Genomic DNA, 17,334 nt, shown 5'->3' on the forward strand with positions numbered 1-17,334 from the left:
GAGATCCAGACAGCCCTGCCAGGCGTCAGATACGCAGACGAGTCAGAACCCCGCGACACACCAAGGCAATCACCGATACGCCCGCTGCGCGGGCTGCTCGATCAGCATGAAGTGCGCCCGCTGCGCGGGCTGCTCGATCAGCATGAGGTGCGCCCGCTGCGCGGGCTGCTCGATCGACAGAGAGTGCGCCCGCTCCGCGGGCTCCTCCGTCGGTGCGAACCCCGGGGACGCGAAGAGGGACCCCGCGCAGGCGGGGTCCCTCGACGGGTGGTGCGGTGGTGCTACTTCGCGGCGGAGGTGGTGCGGTTCTCGGCCGACACCATCCAGGCGTACTGCTCGAGGCTCTGGATGATCGCGTGCAGGAGGTCGGCGCTCGTCGGGTCCTCGTCGTCCACCTGGTCGTGCACCTCGCGCATGGTGGCGGCGGTGTTCTCGAGGCGGATGGTGATGAGGTCGACGGTCTCGGCGGTGTCGATCTCGCCGTGCGGGTACTCCGGGAGCGTCGTGGTCGCCGCGACGGTGTCGCTGCGGCCGTCCGGGATGCCGTGCAGCGCGCGCATGCGCTCGGCGATGTCGTCGCTGAACTCGCGCGCAGCCTCGATGATCTCGTCGAGCTGGAGGTGGAGGTCGCGGAAGTTCTTGCCGACGACGTTCCAGTGCGCCTGCTTGCCCTGGACGTGCAGCTCGATCAGGTCGACGAGGACGATCTGGAGGCTGTCGAGCAGCTCCTTGGAGGCCTTGAAGCCCTTCTCGGCGTTCTGGCGGCGGCTGGTCTTCGCTCCGGAGCCCGCGGGGGCTTCGACGTGGCGTTCGAGGGTGGTGGTCATGGACCGTTCCTTTCTCTGACAGTGCCGGGATGCGGAAAACCCGACCTCGATTGTGACTCTTTCGGCTGGACGTCGCCCGGACGCGCGGGGTGCGCGACCTGGACGGCGCCGGGACTGCGGGGCTGGACGCCCGGGGCTAGATCGTCGCGACCGAGCCCGAGTCGACGCGGTAGTTCGAGCCGTTCACGAACGAGGCGCGCTCCGAGCAGAGGAACGCGATGACCGCGGCGACCTCCTCGGGCCGGCCCCGTCGCTTCAGCTCCAGGTAGGGCCGCTCCTCGTCGAGGAAGGACGAGATCGCCTCCTCCTTCGAGGTGCCGTTCTCGTCGGCGCGCTTGTCCATCATCGCGTCGGTCATCGGCGTGTGGATGAAGGCCGGCGACACCGCGTTCACGAGCAGGCCCTCGAGGGCGTAGGAGCGGGAGAGGCCCTTGGCGAGCGCCAGCACGCCGGCCTTCGCCGCGCAGTAGGGCAGCTCGTCGTCGTAGGGCTGCACCGCGTCCTCGGAGGCGGTGAGCACGAGGCGGCCCCAGCCTCCGGAGCGCAGGTCGGGCAGGAACTCGCGGACGAGCCGGACGGGGCCGAGCAGGTCGGTCTCGAGCGTGCTGGTCCAGCCCTCGTCGTCGATCTCGTGGAAGAGGCCCTGGGCGCCGGTGACACCCGCGCACTGCACGAGGATGTCGATCTCGCCGACGGCCTCGGCCGTCCGCTCGTGCAGGGCGGCGAGCTCGGAGACGCTCGTGACGTCGGCGGCGAAGGCGTGCAGCGTCCCGTCTGCGGCGCCGAGGCGGGCGGCCGCCTCGTCGAGCTTCCCCTGGTCCTTGTCGCTCAGGACGACGGTGACGCCCTCCGCGAGCAGGAGCTGGGCGGTGTGCCAGCCGATGCCGGAGTCGCCGCCGGTGACGAGGGCGGTGCGCCCGGAGATGCCGAGGTCCATCTGGTCTTCCTTCCTGCCGCTCCCGGGCACGCCGCGCAGGACGGTCCGGGGTGATGAGTCCGGTCTACGCGCCGTGGCGGGAGCCCCTCAACCGGGTTGCGCGAACCCGTCGCCGGGTCTAGCGGTGCGCCGCGCCGATCGTCGGGGGCCCGGACGCCGCGATCAGCGGTCGCCGATCTTCTCCGGCGCCAGCTCCTCGATCGTGATCGCGGCGTTGATCAGCGCGAGGTGGCTGAGCCCCTGCGGCAGGTTGCCCCAGAAGGCGAGGTCGTCGACGGCCACCATCTCGGACATGATACCGACGTCGTTCGGCACCGTCTCGACCAGCTCGTCCATCAGGGCGATCGCCTCGTCGTGCCGGCCGACGCAGGCGAGGGCACCGGCGAGCCAGAACGAGCAGGCGACGAACGGGTGCTCCTCGGCCTCCATGCCGGAGTAGCGGAACAGCAGGGCGCCGCGGCCCAGCTCCTTCACCAGCGCGTCGATCGTCGAGACCATCCGCTCGCCGCGCTCGTAGCCGCTCGGCGCGTGCAGCAGGACGGAGGCGTCCAGCTCCTCGGTGCCCGGGTACATCACGTAGGAGCCGAGCTCCTCGGACCAGCAGTTCTCCTCGATCCAGTCGCGGATGCGGTCGCGCTCGAAGCGCCAGCGGTCGGGGCTGCCCGCCACCTGCCCGAGTTCGGCGAGGTGCACGGCGGCGTCGAGCGCCTGCCAGCAGCCCATCTTCGAGGAGGTGTAGTGCTGCTCCTCCTCGAGCTCCCACATCCCGGCGTCGCGGTTGCGCCAGAGGTCGCAGGTGGTGTCGGCGACGCGGGCGAGCAGCCGTCCGGTCTCGATGTCGAGGACGTTCCCCTCGTCGACGTAGATGCGGCAGATGTCGAAGAGGTCGCCGAAGACTCCGAGCTGGAGCTGGCTCTGCGCGCCGTTGCCGGCGAGGACCGGGCCGATGCCCGCGTAGCCGGGGACGTCGTACTCGGTCTGCTCGGTCGGCAGCGAGCCGTTGAGGCCGTAGAAGATGTGCAGATCCGGGCCGTGCTCCTTGATCGTGCGCAGGAGCCAGGAGAGCGCCGCGTGCGTCTCCTCGCGCAGACCGAAGCGCACCAGCGCGTGCGCCGTGTACGCGGCGTCGCGCACCCAGGCGAAGCGGTAGTCCCAGTTCTTGCCGCCGTTGGGCGACTCCGGGAGCGAGGTGGTGGCCGCTGCCGCGATCGCGCCGGTGGGCGAGTAGATCAGCAGCTTCAGCGCGAGCGCGCTGCGCTGCACCGCTCCGGCCCAGGGACCGTCGTAGGAGAACTCGTCGGACCAGGACTGCCAGCTGGCGAGCGTGCGGTCGATCCCGCGGTCGACGTTCACCGCGACCGGGAAGTGCAGCGGCTCGTCGTGCGTCGCCGAGACGACCAGGACGTGCCGCTCGCCGCCGGCGGTCGCGACGAAGGCGCCGGCGAGCTCGTCGCCCGCGCCGGAGGGCGCCGACTCGTCGACAGGCCCGTGGTCCTTCCCGGTGACACCGATCGTGATGTCGCCGGCCCGGATCAGCGAGCGGCCGTCCGCGTTCTGGATCCACGGGGAGAAGGTGCCGAGGCCGGTGCCGGGGCGGACGACCCAGCGCATCCGGACCTCGCCGTCGGTGCACTCGACTCGGCGCGCCAGCTCGGCCCACGGCAGGCGCCCGGCGATGCCCGTCACCAGCGCGTCGGTCACCGTCACGGTGCCGGACTCGGTGGTGAAGGTGGTCTCGAGCACGTTCGTGTCGCCCAGGTAGCGACGGGTCGTCTCCGCGGGCTCCTCCGGGGACAGCTCGATGCAGCCGCCGGTCTTGGCGTCGATCAGCGCGGCGAACGCGGGGGTCGAGCCGAGGTCGGGGACGGGCAGCCAGTCGACGCTCCCGTCGCTCGCGATCAGCGCGACGGTGCGACCGTCGCCGATCGCCGCGTAGTCGCGCAGGGGTCTGGTCGCTCGGGGTTGGGCCATGCCCTCACGCTAGGCGGCGCGCGGGTCGTCGGCTCGGGCTTGCGAGGTCACCCGGTTGCCGGTACCGCAGGCTCAGGTGGCGGCGACTCCGCCGTAGGCCTGCATCCGCTCGGTGAACTCGGCGCGGTCGCCCTCCTCGAGGATCGCGTTGGCGTACCCCGCGAGGAACGCGCCGCTGTCCGGCGGCGTCAGCCCGACGTCGTCGAGCATCCGCTCGACGTCTCCGGTGCTGTCGGCGCCGAGATCGACGAGGCCGATCTCGATCGCGGGCACGTCCTCCACCGTGGAGTAGGCGGTGACGACCCAGAGCGCGGCGCCCGCCTCCTCGTCGCTCAGGTCGCCCTCGTACTCGTAGCCCACCTCCGACCACTCCGCCGGGGTGTCGGCGACGTCGACGGCGTCGAAGCCCAGCGGCGCGACCGCGGCGGTGAACACGTCGACGACCGCCTGCTTGGCGTCGGCGGAGCCGAGGTCGGCGTCGGCGTAGCTGGTGGCCGAGATGTAGTCGTAGAGGAGCGACGGGCCGCCGTAGCCGTTCTCCGAGCGCTCGTAGTACTCGTCGTCGGCCGAGGTCCAGCCGTCGAGGACGGTCGACTCGATCGCCGCGACGGCCGCCTCGGACTGCGCGATCGCAGCCTCGGCCGACGGCTGCGCGAGCACGAGCGCGGCGTCGCCGTCCTGATAGCCCGGGTAGTCGTAGAGCGGGTCGGTCGGGTCGCCGCTGCCAGGGCCCTCGGTCGCCTCGCCGAACGGCTCGTCGGTGAAGCCGGGCGCCGCGGTCGGCAGGGCGTCGGCGGTCGCGTCGATCGCGGTGCCGATGCCGAGAGCGAGCAGCGTGCCGAGCACGCCGGTGTAGACGACGCCGACGACGATGCTGGTGCCCAGGGCGATCCAGCCGCCGGTGCCGAGCGGCCGGGGTGCTCCGGGGGCACCGGGCGGCACCGCGGGCGACGGGCTCATCGGGGGCGGGCTCACGGGTACCTGGCTCATCGCATCCCTCCGGGGTCGAGCGTCGTGGACGCCAGTCTCGCACGGGGGCGGGCACCGGTCGGCGGCGAGGGCGGACTGCCCGCGGTCGTCGTCGACGCGGCAGGAGCGCCGCCCGTCCCAGTCGGTCCGCGCGGCGGAGGATGATGGCGGGATGGACGATGTCGTGCCCGCTCCCCTCCCCGCCGCTCTGCCCGCCCTCGAGGAGGTCGACGCCGGACTGCGCGTCGTCGCGCTCCCGCTGCGCACCCGCTTCCGTGGGGTGGACCATCGCGAGATCGCCCTGGTCCGCGGGCCGGAGGGCTGGACCGAGTTCTCGCCGTTCCTCGAGTACGGGCCCGCCGAGTCGGCCGCCTGGCTGCGCGCCGCCCTCGACTACGGCTGGAGCGAGCAGCCCGCACCGCTGCGCGACCGCATCCCGGTGAACGCGACGGTGCCCGCGGTGGACGCCGGCGAGGTCGCCGCGATCCTCGCGAGCTACCACGGCTGCCGCACCGCCAAGGTGAAGGTCGCGGAGCGCGGGCAGACCCTGGCCGACGACGTGGCGCGGGTCGCCGAGGTGCGCCGGGTGCTCGGTCCGGAGGGCCGCATCCGGGTGGATGCGAACGGCGGCTGGAACGTCGACGAGGCGGAGCACGCCGTGCACGCGCTCGCCTCCGCCGACCTCGAGTACGTCGAGCAGCCGTGCGCGAGCGTCGACGAGCTCGCCGATCTGCGCCGCCGGGTGAAGTGGATGGGCATCCCGGTCGCCGCCGACGAGAGCGTGCGCAAGGCCGCGGATCCGCTCGCCGTCGCGCGCGCCGGTGCCGCCGACCTGCTCGTGGTCAAGGCCCAGCCGCTCGGCGGGGTGCGGCGGGCGCTTCAAATCGTCGCCGAGGCGGGGCTGCCCGCGGTGGTCTCCAGCGCCCTCGACAGCTCGGTCGGGCTGGCGATGGGAGCGGCGCTCGCCGCAGCGCTGCCCGAGCTGCCCTACGACTGCGGGCTCGGCACGGCCTCGCTGCTCGCCGCCGACGTGACCGAGCGGCCGCTGCGGCCCGTCGACGGCGCGATCCCGGTCGAGCGGGTCGAGGTGTCGGAGGCGCTGCTGCTTCGCCACGCGGTCGCGCCGGAGCGGCTGGCCTGGTGGCGCGACCGCCTCCGCGAGACGTGGGCGCTGCTCTGAGCCTCTCCGGGCCGCCCGATCAGGCGGGCGGCGCGAGCACCGAGATGATCGCGGAGTCGTCCGCCGCCGCGAGTCCCTGCGCCGCACCGAGCAGGAAGAGCTGCTCGGCCGCCGCGGCGACCGGAGTGGCGAGACCCGCGCCGCGCGCGGCCGTGGTGACGATGCCGAGGTCCTTGACGAAGATGTCGAGGCGGCTCAGCACCTCGGCCCCGCCCTCCTCGCCGGCCTGCAGCATCCGCGGCCCGCGGTTGCCGAGCATGAACGAGCCTGCGGCGCCGGCGGAGAGCGTCTCGAGCGTGGCCGCCGGGTCGAGGCCGAGCTTCGCGGCCAGCGCGAGCGCCTCCGCCCCGGCGGCGATGTGCACGCCGCAGAGCAGCTGGTTGACGGTCTTGAAGGCCTGACCGTCGCCCGGGCGGTCGCCGATGACGCTGAGGGTGGAGGCGAGCAGGTCGAGCACGGGGCGCGCCTGCTCGCGCGCGGCAGGGGTCGCGCCGACGACGATCAGGAGGTCGCCCTCCCCGGCGCGCACCGGTCCGCCACTGAGCGGGGCGTCGACCAGGTCGACCCCGTGCTCGGCGAGCGCCGCCGCCACCTCGGTCACCTCGGTGATGCCGACCGTGCTGGTCATGATCACGACGGAGCCGGCGCGCAGCGCGGTCGCGATCCCCTCGGAGTCGGCGCCGCCGAAGAGTACCTCGCGCAACTGGGCGCCGTTCCGGACGGCGAGCAGCGTCGCGTCGGCGCCGACCACCGCCTCGCGGGCCGAGCCGAAGGGGGTGATGCCGGCCTCGCGGGCCAGCGCGAGGCGCGGCTCGGCGATGTCGAAGCCGTGCACGGTCAGCGAGCCGGCCAGGCGGGTCGCCATCGGCAGGCCCATCGCGCCGAGGCCGAGGACGGCGACGGTGTACTCCGAGGCGGGGGTGGGAGTGGAAGTGGTGTCGGGCGTGGTCACGGAGTCCTCCAGGGGATCGGGGCGGATCAGGGTGCGCGGTCAGAGCGCGGGAGCGCGGAGCGTCGCGGCGACCTGCGCCAGCGACTCGTCGTCGCCGACGTTGCCGGCGAAGACGATGTACGGGATGCCCGTCGCGGGGCCCTCGACGGGCTCCCAGAGCGAGACCAGGCCGGGCAGCATCGGTCCGCGCACGATCGCGCGACGGATGCCGAGGCCCTTCGAGGCGACGTCGCTCGAGGTGATGCCGCCCTTCGCGATGACGAAGCGCGGGCGGACGCGGGCGAGGACGCCCTGGACCACGGCGACGACGGCCGCGGAGACGCGCCGGGAGATGTCGAGGCTCTCCTGCGGGTCGTCGGTGCGGCGGAGCGAGCGGCTGGTGTGCACGGCGACGTCGCCCTCCGCGAGCGCCGCGACCGCCTCGTCGACGAGCTCGGCGAGATGCGCGGGGGCGCGCTCGGGGTCGACGGCTCGGTCGACGTCGAGCTCGAGGGTCGCGCGGAGCGATTCGGACGCCGCGAGCCGCGCCAGCTGACGTGAGGTGAGGCCGACGTGCGAGCCGACGACGACGAGGCCGCCGCGGGTCCGATCGGCCGCGGCGGATCCGCTCGGGAAGACCTCGTCCGCGGTGAGCGGTGGGCGCACCGCCTGGCCGATGCGCGCCCGGACGAACGGCGGACCGACCCGGTAGAGCACGCGGAGGCCGGCCTCCTCCGCTCGTGCGAGGCCGAGGGCCAGCAGCCGGAGGTCGTCCTCGGTGACCGCGTCGACGACCACCGGCACGCCGCCGCGGAGCGGAGCGAGCACGGCCGCTACCGCGTCGGCGCCCGCGCGGATCGTGTCGAGGCCGAGCGCGACGACCCGGTCGGCCGGCCAGCGGCCTTCCGTCTTCTCCGCCACCCACTCGCGCAGGTCGGAGTGCGCGTAGCCGAAGGTCGAGTCACGGGCGAACTCGGTCTCGGCGACCGGCTGGAGCCCCTCCGCGCCGCGCATGTAGTGGACGCCGCCGATCGTCACCCGGCCGGCATCCGGGAAGGCGGGGACCAGGAGGACGGCGTCGACCGCGCCGTCGAGGGCGTCCGTGATGGTGGCGGTCTCGAGCGGGAAGTGCCCGCGCAGCGTGGAGTCGCCACGGCTGACGAAGGCGACCGGCACGTCGAGGGCGCGGGCGGCGGCGAGCGCGCTCGCGACGATCTCCCGGTTGCGCTCGGCGGCGTCCTCGGGCGCGAGGCTCCGGGTGTTGCTGAGGACGTAGACGGCCGGTGCGCCGGTGGCGAGCGCCCAGCGGAGGTCCTCCTCCGCCCAGCTGGTCAGCACCGGCAGGTCGGCGACGGACTGCGTGCCGGTCGGGTCGTCGTCCAGCACGACCAGCACCGGCGTGCGCTCCGTCCGCGTGGCGGCGACGGCGGCGGCCTCGACCGGCACCTGCGCGGGGTACTGCTGCAGCAGCGTCGTCTCCGAGATCACCGGTACTCCTTCGTCCTGAGGTATCAGATATCTTACAAGCAGACCGGCCTGTGGTGGAAGGGGCCGCCCTCCTCCGGAGAAGCCATCCCTTCCTTGCTGATCGAGCAGCCCGCGCAGCGGGCGCATCGAGATCCACCACCGTCTGCACGCCGGTCTGCAGACCTCCGTGCTGGCGGTGGGCGGGTCTCGATACGCCCCTCCGGGGCTACTCGACCGGCATGCTCGCGCGCAGTCGCGTGCTTCGAGCGGCACCCGCTTCTGCTGATCGAGCAGCCCGCGCAGCGCCCCCTCCTTGCTGATCGAGTAGCCCGTGCAGCGGGCGTATCGAGATCCACCACCGCCAGCAGGCCGGTCTGCAGACCTCCCCGCTGGCGGTGGGCGGGTCTCGATACGCCCCTCCGGGGCTACTCGACCAGCATGTTCGCCCGCGGTCGCGCGCTTCGAGCGGCACCGTCTTCGCAGACCGAGCGGCCCTCCCTGCTGATCGAGTAGCCCGCGCAGCGGGCGTATCGAGATCCACCACCGCCAGCAGGCCGGTCTGCAGACCTCCCCGCTGGCGGTGGGCGGGTCTCGATACGCCCCTCCGGGGCTACTCGACCAGCATGCTCGCGCGCAGTCGCGCGCTTCGAGCGGCAGCCGCTTCTGCTGATCGAGCAGTCCGCGCAGCGCCCTCTTCCTGCTGATCGAGCAGCCCGCGCAGCGGGCGTATCGAGATCCACCGCTGTCGGCAGGCCGGCCGCCTACTCGGAGGAGTCGTCGCCGGAGAGCACGTAGCGCCGCAGGTCCTCCGCCGTCTGGGCGATGTGGTCGGCCATCGCCGCTCGGGAGGCGTCCGCGTCCGCGGCGCGGATCGCCTCGAGCACCGCGTGGTGCTTGGCCAGGGCGTTGCGCTGGATCTGCACCAGCGCGGAGGTCTGCTCGCGCTTGGCCCGCATCACCTTCGCGAGCGGCGCGAACACGGCGGCGACGAAGACGTTGCCGGTCGCGGCGAGGATCACGTCGTGGAAGGCGATGTCGGCGGCGACGAAGGCGGCCAGGTCGCCGCTCTCGTGCGCGGCGGTCATCCGCGCGAGCTCCTCCTCCAGCCGGGCGAGGTCGGCGTCGGAGCGGCGGACCGCGGCGAGCGCCGAGGCGCCGGTCTCGATCATCTCGCGCACCTCGATCAGGTGCAGCGACGCCTCGGCGGAGTCCACGCCGGAGGCGGTGGCCCGCAGGATCGGCTCGAGGTCGCTCCAGCGGGCGACCGGATTGACCGTGCCGCGCTTGCCCCGGCGCGCGTCGATGACGTTGAGGCCCTGGAGGCGGCCGAGCGCCTCGCGCATGGTCGCCCGGCTCACGTCGTGCGCAAGGGCCAGCTCGCCCTCGCTCGGCAGCTCGGAGCCGATCGGGATGCGGCCGGCGACGATCTCGTCGAGCAGCGCGTCGGCGACGGTGGCGACGAGGGACGGACGCGGCACGGGCCCCTCCTCGTCTCGGGCACCGGCCGGACGGCGGGCACCGGTTCAGGCTACCCGCGGTCGGGGCGGCGCCGCCGGAGGGCCAGAATGGATCTGCTCCGGCCGCCGATGCCCGCCGCACCCCGCCCCCTTCGAGCATCGGAGTCCCGTGACCGCACCCACCGTCCCCGTCTTCCTCGACTGCGACACCGGCATCGACGACTCGCTCGCCCTCGCCTACCTGCTGCGCTCGCCGCTCGCCGAGCTCGTCGGCATCAGCACCGTCAGCGGCAACACCGACGCCCGCCAGGCCGCCGTCAACAGCCTCGGCCTGCTCGCCCTCGCCGGCCGGACCGACGTCCCCGTCGCGGTCGGCGCGCACGACTTCCTCGAGGAGCCCTACTCCGGCGGGTCCCCGCACGTGCACGGCGAGAACGGCATCGGCGGCGTGCTGCTGCCCGTCGGCGCGGAGCCGGTCGACGAGGACCCCGCGGACCTGCTGCTCCGCCTCGCCCGCGAGCACGAGGGCGAGCTGCGGCTGGTCGCGATCGGCCCGCTGACGAACCTCGCGCTCGCACTGCGCAAGCACCCGGAGCTGCCGTCGCTGCTGCACTCGGTGACCGTGATGGGCGGCGCGGGGCTCGCGCCGGGCAACGTGACCGCCGTCGCCGAGGCGAACATCTGGCACGACCCGGCCGCGGCCGCCGAGGTCGTCGCTGAGGACTGGGATCTCACGCTCGTCCCGCTCGACGTGACGATGAAGCACCTGCTGGACGAGGAGCAGCGCGACGTCCTGATCCGCTCCGCCGATCCGCTGGCGTCCGCGATCGGGCACGCGCTCGACTACTACTTCGACTTCTACGTCGGCCACTTCGGCGACCGGACCGCCGCGCTGCACGACCCGATGGCCGCGGCCATCGCCGTCGGCGCCCTGGAGCTGACCTCGGCCCCGCGCGTCCCCGTCGAGGTCGACACCTCCTTCGGTCCCGGCCGCGGCCAGACCCTCCCCGACCTCCGCGGCCTCTACCGCGATGTCCACCCCGAGGGCGCCCGCACCCGCTTCGTCCTCGCGCTGGCGGAGCCGTTCGCCCCCCACCTGATCGACGTGATCACGGGCGCCTGACCGGCTCTGCACTGCACGCCGATCGAGTAGCGCGCTCAGCGGGCGGATCGAGTTCGAGTCTGCAGGCCTGCCGTGCTGATGACGGTGGGTCTCGATACGCCCCTGCGGGGCTACTCGACCAGCAAAAAGATGAGGCCGTCCCGCGGACCGCGGACCCTCATGCCGATCGAGTAGCCCGCGAAGCGGGCGTATCGAGATCCGCCACCGCCAGCAGGCGAGTCTGCAGACCACCCTGCTGACGACGGTGGGTCTCGATACGCCCCTGCGGGGCTACTCGACCAGCAAAAAGGGTGAGGCCGCCCCGCGGTCCTGCGGAGCGCGGCCCTCATGCCGATCGAGTAGCCCGCGCAGCGGGCGTATCGAGATCCACCGACGCCAGCAGGCGAGTCTGCAGACCACCCTGCTGACGACGGTGGGTCTCGATACGCCCCTGCGGGGCTACTCGACCAGCATGAATGCGCCGACGGTTCTGCGAACGGCGCTGCCGCCCCCAGGAGGTGCTCGTCGCGGAGCGACGGCCCTGCCGCGAAGGCTCGTCGCGCAGCGACGGCCCTGCTCCCGAGTGCTCGTCGCGCAGCGACGGCCCCGCCCGCAGTCAGTACGGATCTGCGGGTGCTGGTGGGTGTGATCGCAAGGCGGAGGAGGGGTGCGTAGCGGAGCTACGGACCCCGACGACAACGCCGCGAGCGCGCCCGCCAGCGCCCGCAGATCACATGCCGGTGTCGAGGCCGGAGTAGGCGTGGAGCCCCTTGAAGAAGACGTTGACGACGCCGAAGTTGAACATGACGGCGGAGAAGCCGATGATCGCGAGCCAGGCGGAGGGGGTGCCGCGCCAGCCGCGGGTGGCGCGGGCGTGGATGTAGCCGGCGTAGATGGTCCAGATGATGAAGGTCCAGACCTCCTTGGTGTCCCAGCCCCAGTAGCGGCCCCAGGCCTTCTCGGCCCAGACGGCGCCGGCGATGAGGGTGAAGGTCCAGAGGATGAAGCCGATGATCGTGACTCGGTAGGCGAGGTTCTCGAGGGTCAGCGAGCTGGGGAGGGTGCGCAGGAAGCGGAGGACGGAGGGGGCGCTCTCGCCGCTGGTCTCCCTCCGCGACTGGAGCAGCTGGGTGACGGAGAGCGCGAAGCCGAGGGCGAAGAAGGCGGTGCCGAGGATCGCGACGAGCACGTGGATGACGAGCCAGTAGGACTGGAGGGCCGGCGGCAGCGGGACGACGTCGACGTAGTAGTTGACGGTGGCGACGCCGAGGAGGACCAGCACGAGGCCGGTGATGAACGCGCCGAGGAAGCGGAGGTCCCAGCGCAGCTGCACGGCGAGGAAGACGCCGATGATGAGGACGGTCCCGGTGATCGAGAACTCGTACATGTTGGCCCACGGCACCCGGCCGGCGGCGATGCCGCGGAGCACGGTGGCGCCGAGGTGCAGGACGAAGGCGAGGAGCGTGAGCGAGAAGCCGATCCGCATCGCCTTCGAGCGGGACGGCGCGTTGTACACCTCGTCCTCGACCCGGCTGCCGAGGCGGGAGAGCGTCGCGGTGCGTCCGCTGCCGCCGGCGGAGGCCGCTCCGGACGCGACGGTGGCCTTGCCGCTCGCCGCGCGGTCGGCGGCGGCGCTGGAGGCGACCCGCTCGGCCTCGCGCACGACCTCGATCGAGTCGCCGTCGGCGACCGACGAACGCCGGGCCAGGTCGATGGCGAAGAAGATGAAGGCCAGGGCGTAGATGCCCATGGCGGAGTAGAGGCACAGCACGGAGTACTGCGAGAGGGTCTCGATCACCCCTCCAGGGTAAGCGACGGCGCCGTGAGGCGCCCCTGCACACATGCACAGGTTGGATCACTTGACCGCGGCCCCGGACGAGTCCGGTGCCGGCCGCGTCAGGGCCGGCCGGCGTCGGAGCAGACCGACGTCGGGCCGGCCGACCTCAGGGCTGGTCGAGCGGAGCGTGCCGGTCCGCGATCGTCCGGACCGCGCGCGTCAGCTGCGGGTCCTCGCCGCGGGCGAGCCCGGCGTACTCGAGCGTCAGCCCGCCGTCCGCCCCGCTCGTCGCCTTCACCCACACCCGGCGCCGCGGCACGAACAGCGAGGTGAGCAGTCCTGCGAGCACGAGGATCGCGAAGAGCAGCACCCAGCCCTGGGTCGCGTCGTGGTGGATGTCGAACGAGGCGAAGCGCTTGACGCTGTCGGTCCCGACGACGGAGGGGTCGGCTCCGACGTTGTCGAAGGTGACGGTGCCGAGGCCGTTGGGCAGCTCGGCGGAGTCGCCCGGCTTGAGCGTGATCGACGGCACGCCGGTCTGCCCACCGGTGAGGCGGGTGAGCGAGTCGGTGTTCAGCACGTAGACCGAGGTCGGCACCCCGCCGTCGAGGCCGAGGTCGCCCTCGAAGACGTTGAGCGAGAGCACCGGATACTGCAGGTCCGGGAAGATCGAGGTCGACGCTCCGGAGGCCAGCTCGTCCTGGGTCGGGTAGAAGAAGCCGGTGAGCCCCACCTGCTCGGCGAGGCCGTCGGTCACCTTGACGACGCCCACCGAGGTGAGGTTCGCGTCCTGCGGGAGGAACGGCACCGAGTCGGTGAAGATCGCCGTGCCCGAGGGGTCGCGCACCGTGATCGTCGGCGCGTAGCCGTTGCCGAGCAGGTAGACGTTGGTGCCGCCGACCGCGAGCGGGTCGTTGACCTTGATCGTCTCGTCGGAGGAGTCCCCGTCGCGCTGCGTGGTCGTCACGTGCGCCGTGAAGTCGACCGGCTGGCCGAGCGCCTGCTGGTTCTGCTCCTCGTACTGCACGTCGAGCGAGTCGAGGGTCAGCTGATACGGGTCGAGCTGGCTGCTGTCGAAGAACCGGCCCGGGTTGAAGGAGTCGTAGCCGGCCAGGTTGTTGGCGAAGCCCTGCGAGCCCTCGACCAGCACGCGCTGGCCGCTGTAGCCGAAGCCGCCGCCGATGCCGACGGCCAGGAGGATGCCGACCAGCGCGGAGTGGAAGACGAGGTTGCCGGTCTCGCGGAGGTAGCCGCGCTCGGCCGAGACGCTCGACCAGCGGCCGCGCGGGTCGTCGTGGCGCTCGGTGCGGTAGCCCGCCCGGCGCAGGACGGCCTGCGCGGAGGCGATGGCCTCCTCCTCGCTCGCGCCCTCGACCTCGCGGACGGTGTAGCCGGCCAGACGCTGCAGGCGGGCGGGGGTGCGCGGCGGGCGGGAGCGCATCGCCTCGAAGTGGTGCTTCGTCCGCGGGATGATGCAGCCGATCAGCGAGACGAACAGCAGCAGGTAGATGCTCGAGAACCACGCCGAGGTGTAGGTGTCGAACGCCTGGACCTTGTCGAGCAGCGGCGCGAGGTCCGGGTTGTCGACGAAGTACTGGGTGACGCCGTTGGGGTCGGAGGAGCGCTGCGGCACGAGCGAGCCCGGCACCGCCGCGATCGCGAGCAGCAGCAGCAGGAACAGCGCGGTCCGCATGCTGGTGAGCTGGCGCCACATCCAGCGGACCCAGCCGGTGAAGCCGAGGGTCGGCTGGGTGATCGACCCGTCGGAGTCGAAGTGGTCGGCGGGGCGGAAGGACGCGTCCGCCTTCCGCTGGGTCGCGTCGGTGCCTGCCGAGGCGTCGGTGCTCGAGTCGGACTCGGTGCTCGAGTCGGACTCAGAGCGCGGGCTGGAAGCCATTGATCACCTCGAAGAGTGCTCCGTAGACGAGGGTGTTCCACAGGCCCGTGACCATCAGGACTCCGATCAGGACGAGGGCGACGCCGCCGGCGATGTTGATGACGCGGATGTGGCGCTTCACGAACGCGAGGGTGGTGGTCACCCAGCTGAAGCCGAACGCCACCAGGAGGAAGGGGATGCCGAGGCCGAGGCAGTAGACGACCGTCAGCAGCGCACCGCGCCAGGGCGAGCCGGCGCCGTAGCTCAGGGCGAGGATCGAGGTCAGCGTCGGGCCGAGGCAGGGGGTCCAGCCGACGCCGAAGACGATGCCGAGCAGCGGGGCGCCGATCAGCCCGGTCGCCGGGCGGAAGCCGGGACGGATCGTGCGCTGCAGGACGGAGAGCTGGCCGATGAAGACCAGCCCCATCGCGATGACGAAGACGCCGAGCACGCGGGTGATGACGTCGGCGTAGGCGCGCAGCCAGAAGCCGATCGAGCCGGCGGCGACGCCGAAGAGCACGAAGACCAGCGAGAAGCCGAGCACGAACAGCAGCACGCCCAGCACGATGCGGCGGCGGCCCCGGGCGGCGCGCTCGTCGGCGTCGGTGAAGCCGCCGACGTAGGCGAGGTACCCCGGCACCAGCGGGAGCACGCAGGGCGACGCGAACGAGACGAGCCCGGCCAGCAGCGCGATCGGCACCGCGAGGAGGAGCTGGCCGCTGATGACGACCTCGCTCACCGCGCTACTCCGACTCCGCGAGCGTGTCGCCCACGAGCGTCGAGAGGATCGACGCCTCCTGCAGCTGACCGAGGATGCGCGAGGCGACCCGGCCCTCCTTGTCGAGGACGATCGTGGTCGGCACCGCGTTCGGCGGGACGTCGCCGGTGAAGGCGAGCTGCACCGAGGAGTCGGTGTCGACGATCGAGGGGTAGCTGATGCCGTAGTCGGCGGCGAAGGAGGCGGCCGTCGGCGCCTGGTCGCGCACGTTCACGCCGACGAACGAGACGTCCTGACCGGCGAACTCGCTGTTGACCTGCTCGAGGTCCGCCGCCTCGGCACGGCAGGGAGCGCAGCTGGCGTACCAGAAGTTGACGACGACGACCCTGCCCGCGAGATCGGCCGAGTCGATGGTCTCGCCGTCCTCGTCGGTCCCGGTGAACTCGATCGCCTCGCCCCGCTGATCGACCGGGACCTCCGTGATCGTGCCGTCGCCGGAGATGAAGCCGTTGTTGGTGCCCTGCCGGTAGTCCTCGGCGAGCTTGTCGCGGGTGCAGCCGCTCAGCGCGAGGGCGCCGACGAGCACGAGCACGCCGAGCGCGCGGGTGCGGCGCATCAGACCGCTCCGACGTCGGTCGCGAGGCCCTGGAGGCCGGCCGCCGGGTCGGAGTAGCCGACCTCGACGAAGCGGTCGCCCCGGCGCTCGAAGGTGGTGATGCTCGACAGCGCGCAGCGGCGCTTGCGCGGGTCGTGGAAGAGCTTCTCCCCCGCGATCGCGCGGTGAGTGGTCCAGATCGGCAGCTGGTGGCTGACGAGCGCGGCGTCGCCGGAGGCCGTGCCCTGCCAGGCGGACTCGAGCGCCGCGTACATCCGCGCCGAGATGGAGAGGTAGGGCTCGCCCCAGCTGGGCTCGAAGGGGTTGCGGAGCAGAGGCCAGCTGCGCGGGTCCTTGAGCGCCGAGTTGCGAGCGGCGACGCGCTTGCCCTCGAAGCGGTTGGTCGGCTCGATCAGGCGCTCGTCGGTGACGATCTCGAGCTCGAAGGCCTGCGAGATCGGCTGAGCCGACTCCTGGGTGCGCTGCAGCGGCGAGGCGAAGAGCGCCGTGACGGGGCGGCGGCGCTCGAGCAGGTCGTCGGCGGCGGCGCGCGCCATCCGGTTGCCCAGGTCCGAGAGCCGGAAGTGCGGGAGTCGCCCGTAGAGGACCCGGTCGGGGTTGAAGACCTCGCCGTGCCGCACGAGATGGATCTGATCGGCAACCACGAGCGTCAAGTGTACGGAACGCCGCGTGGAGGAACGCCGGGAATAGGGACGGCCGATCCGCACCTCTGCCGTGCCCGGCCGCGGCGGGCGGTCAGCGCCGCGCGCTCACCGCCGCGGAGAGCCGGCGGACCAGGGAGCCGGGCAGGTGGCGGACCACGCTGATCGGCACGCCGAACCGCCAGGACGGGATCGAGACGACCGAGCCGCGCGCCACGTCGCGCAGGAACTCCTCGACCACCGCGTCCGCGTCCAGCCAGAGGAAGGAGGGGATCGAGGCGGTGTCCATCGCCGCGCGCTCGTGGAACTCGGTGCTCACCCAGCCCGGGCAGAGCGCCGCGGCCCGCACGCCGCTGCCGCGCAGCTCCACCGCCAGCGACTGGGTGAAGGCCGTCGCCCAGGCCTTGATCGCCGAGTACGGCCCGAGGTGCACGAAGCCGGCGACGCTCGACACGGTGAGGATCGCCCCGCGCCCGCGGCCGACCATCGCCTGCGCCGCGGCGCCGGAGAGCACGGACACGGAGCGGACCATCACCTCGAACGCCTCGTCCTGCGCCGCGACGTCAGGCTCGGCGAAGCTGCCGTCGATCCCGAAGCCGGCGTTGTTGACCAGCACCCGGACGGGCCGCTCGGGGTCGACGAGCCGGACGCGCACCCGCTCGACGTCCTCGCGGTCGGAGAGGTCGGCGGGCAGCACCTCGACGTGCGGGGCGCCGAGCGCGCGGAAGGCGGCGGCCGCCTCCTCGAGCCGGCCCCGGTCGCGGGCGACGAGGACGAGGTCGAAGCCCCGGCGGGCGAAGGCGCGCCCGAAGGCGGCGCCGATGCCGGTGGACGCTCCGGTGATCAGTGCGGTGCTCATGCGGGC

The 17,334-nt window shown here is 72.8% G+C and carries 15 protein-coding genes; 2 read left to right on the forward strand and 13 right to left on the reverse strand.

Annotated elements, in window-relative coordinates; genetic code table 11:
• Window positions 1-281: 281 nt before the first annotated feature.
• From EDF17_RS07915 to EDF17_RS07930, 4 genes are all read right to left on the reverse strand, one after another.
• Window positions 282-827 carry a DNA starvation/stationary phase protection protein gene (locus EDF17_RS07915; RefSeq protein WP_123446594.1) on the reverse strand — a complete coding sequence of 182 codons (546 nt, stop codon included), beginning with the start codon at window positions 825-827 and terminating at the stop codon, window positions 282-284.
• A gap of 136 nt (window positions 828-963) precedes the next feature.
• Window positions 964-1,764: an SDR family oxidoreductase gene (locus tag EDF17_RS07920; protein ID WP_123446595.1), complete on the reverse strand. Its 801-nt coding sequence runs from the start codon at window positions 1,762-1,764 to the stop codon at window positions 964-966.
• A 162-nt stretch (window positions 1,765-1,926) separates the two neighbouring features.
• A complete protein-coding gene (locus EDF17_RS07925; RefSeq protein WP_123446596.1) occupies window positions 1,927-3,735 on the reverse strand; it encodes a glycoside hydrolase family 15 protein in 1,809 nt (602 codons plus the stop codon).
• Between the two features lie 72 nt (window positions 3,736-3,807).
• Entirely contained in the window at window positions 3,808-4,710 is a 903-nt protein-coding gene (locus EDF17_RS07930; protein WP_133671950.1) for a hypothetical protein, read from the reverse strand.
• 166 nt (window positions 4,711-4,876) lie between these two features.
• Here EDF17_RS07930 and EDF17_RS07935 point away from each other — a divergent pair, with 166 nt between their 5' ends.
• A complete protein-coding gene (locus EDF17_RS07935; protein WP_123446598.1) occupies window positions 4,877-5,884 on the forward strand; it encodes an o-succinylbenzoate synthase in 1,008 nt (335 codons plus the stop codon).
• Between the two features lie 19 nt (window positions 5,885-5,903).
• Here the strand turns inward: EDF17_RS07935 and EDF17_RS07940 are convergent, their stop codons facing one another.
• From EDF17_RS07940 to EDF17_RS07950, 3 genes are all read right to left on the reverse strand, one after another.
• Window positions 5,904-6,836 (reverse strand): NAD(P)-dependent oxidoreductase, encoded by a 933-nt coding sequence (locus EDF17_RS07940; RefSeq protein WP_260321549.1) that lies wholly within the window; start codon window positions 6,834-6,836, stop codon window positions 5,904-5,906.
• A 39-nt stretch (window positions 6,837-6,875) separates the two neighbouring features.
• Entirely contained in the window at window positions 6,876-8,303 is a 1,428-nt protein-coding gene (locus tag EDF17_RS07945; protein WP_243732829.1) for a four-carbon acid sugar kinase family protein, read from the reverse strand.
• A gap of 740 nt (window positions 8,304-9,043) precedes the next feature.
• On the reverse strand, window positions 9,044-9,760 hold the full coding sequence (locus tag EDF17_RS07950) for an FCD domain-containing protein (protein ID WP_123446600.1): 717 nt from the start codon (window positions 9,758-9,760) through the stop codon (window positions 9,044-9,046).
• Between the two features lie 148 nt (window positions 9,761-9,908).
• On the opposite strand from EDF17_RS07950, the gene EDF17_RS07955 reads away from it, so the two are divergent.
• Window positions 9,909-10,862: a nucleoside hydrolase gene (locus EDF17_RS07955; protein ID WP_123446601.1), complete on the forward strand. Its 954-nt coding sequence runs from the start codon at window positions 9,909-9,911 to the stop codon at window positions 10,860-10,862.
• A 709-nt stretch (window positions 10,863-11,571) separates the two neighbouring features.
• On the opposite strand, the gene ccsB is transcribed toward EDF17_RS07955, so the two are convergent.
• The 6 genes from ccsB to EDF17_RS07985 form a co-directional block, all read right to left on the reverse strand.
• Window positions 11,572-12,591, reverse strand: coding sequence for a c-type cytochrome biogenesis protein CcsB (gene ccsB / locus EDF17_RS07960; protein WP_123447029.1), 1,020 nt, complete (start codon window positions 12,589-12,591; stop codon window positions 11,572-11,574).
• 193 nt (window positions 12,592-12,784) lie between these two features.
• The gene (locus EDF17_RS07965; RefSeq protein ID WP_123446602.1) at window positions 12,785-14,515 is read right to left on the reverse strand and encodes a cytochrome c biogenesis protein ResB; all 1,731 of its coding nucleotides are present in this window, start codon (window positions 14,513-14,515) and stop codon (window positions 12,785-12,787) included.
• Window positions 14,493-15,233 carry a cytochrome c biogenesis protein CcdA gene (locus EDF17_RS07970; RefSeq protein ID WP_123446603.1) on the reverse strand — a complete coding sequence of 247 codons (741 nt, stop codon included), beginning with the start codon at window positions 15,231-15,233 and terminating at the stop codon, window positions 14,493-14,495. Before EDF17_RS07970 ends, EDF17_RS07965 begins: the two co-directional genes overlap by 23 nt.
• Window positions 15,234-15,237: 4 nt before the next feature.
• Entirely contained in the window at window positions 15,238-15,828 is a 591-nt protein-coding gene (locus tag EDF17_RS07975) for a TlpA disulfide reductase family protein (protein WP_123446604.1), read from the reverse strand.
• Window positions 15,828-16,472, reverse strand: coding sequence for a histidine phosphatase family protein (locus tag EDF17_RS07980; RefSeq protein WP_123446605.1), 645 nt, complete (start codon window positions 16,470-16,472; stop codon window positions 15,828-15,830). Before EDF17_RS07980 ends, EDF17_RS07975 begins: the two co-directional genes overlap by 1 nt.
• A 91-nt stretch (window positions 16,473-16,563) precedes the next feature.
• Window positions 16,564-17,328, reverse strand: coding sequence for an SDR family NAD(P)-dependent oxidoreductase (locus tag EDF17_RS07985; RefSeq protein WP_123446606.1), 765 nt, complete (start codon window positions 17,326-17,328; stop codon window positions 16,564-16,566).
• Between the last annotated feature and the right edge of the window lie 6 nt (window positions 17,329-17,334).

This window comes from Rathayibacter sp. PhB1, assembly GCF_004362935.1.
GTDB classification, from domain to species: domain Bacteria; phylum Actinomycetota; class Actinomycetes; order Actinomycetales; family Microbacteriaceae; genus Rathayibacter; species Rathayibacter festucae.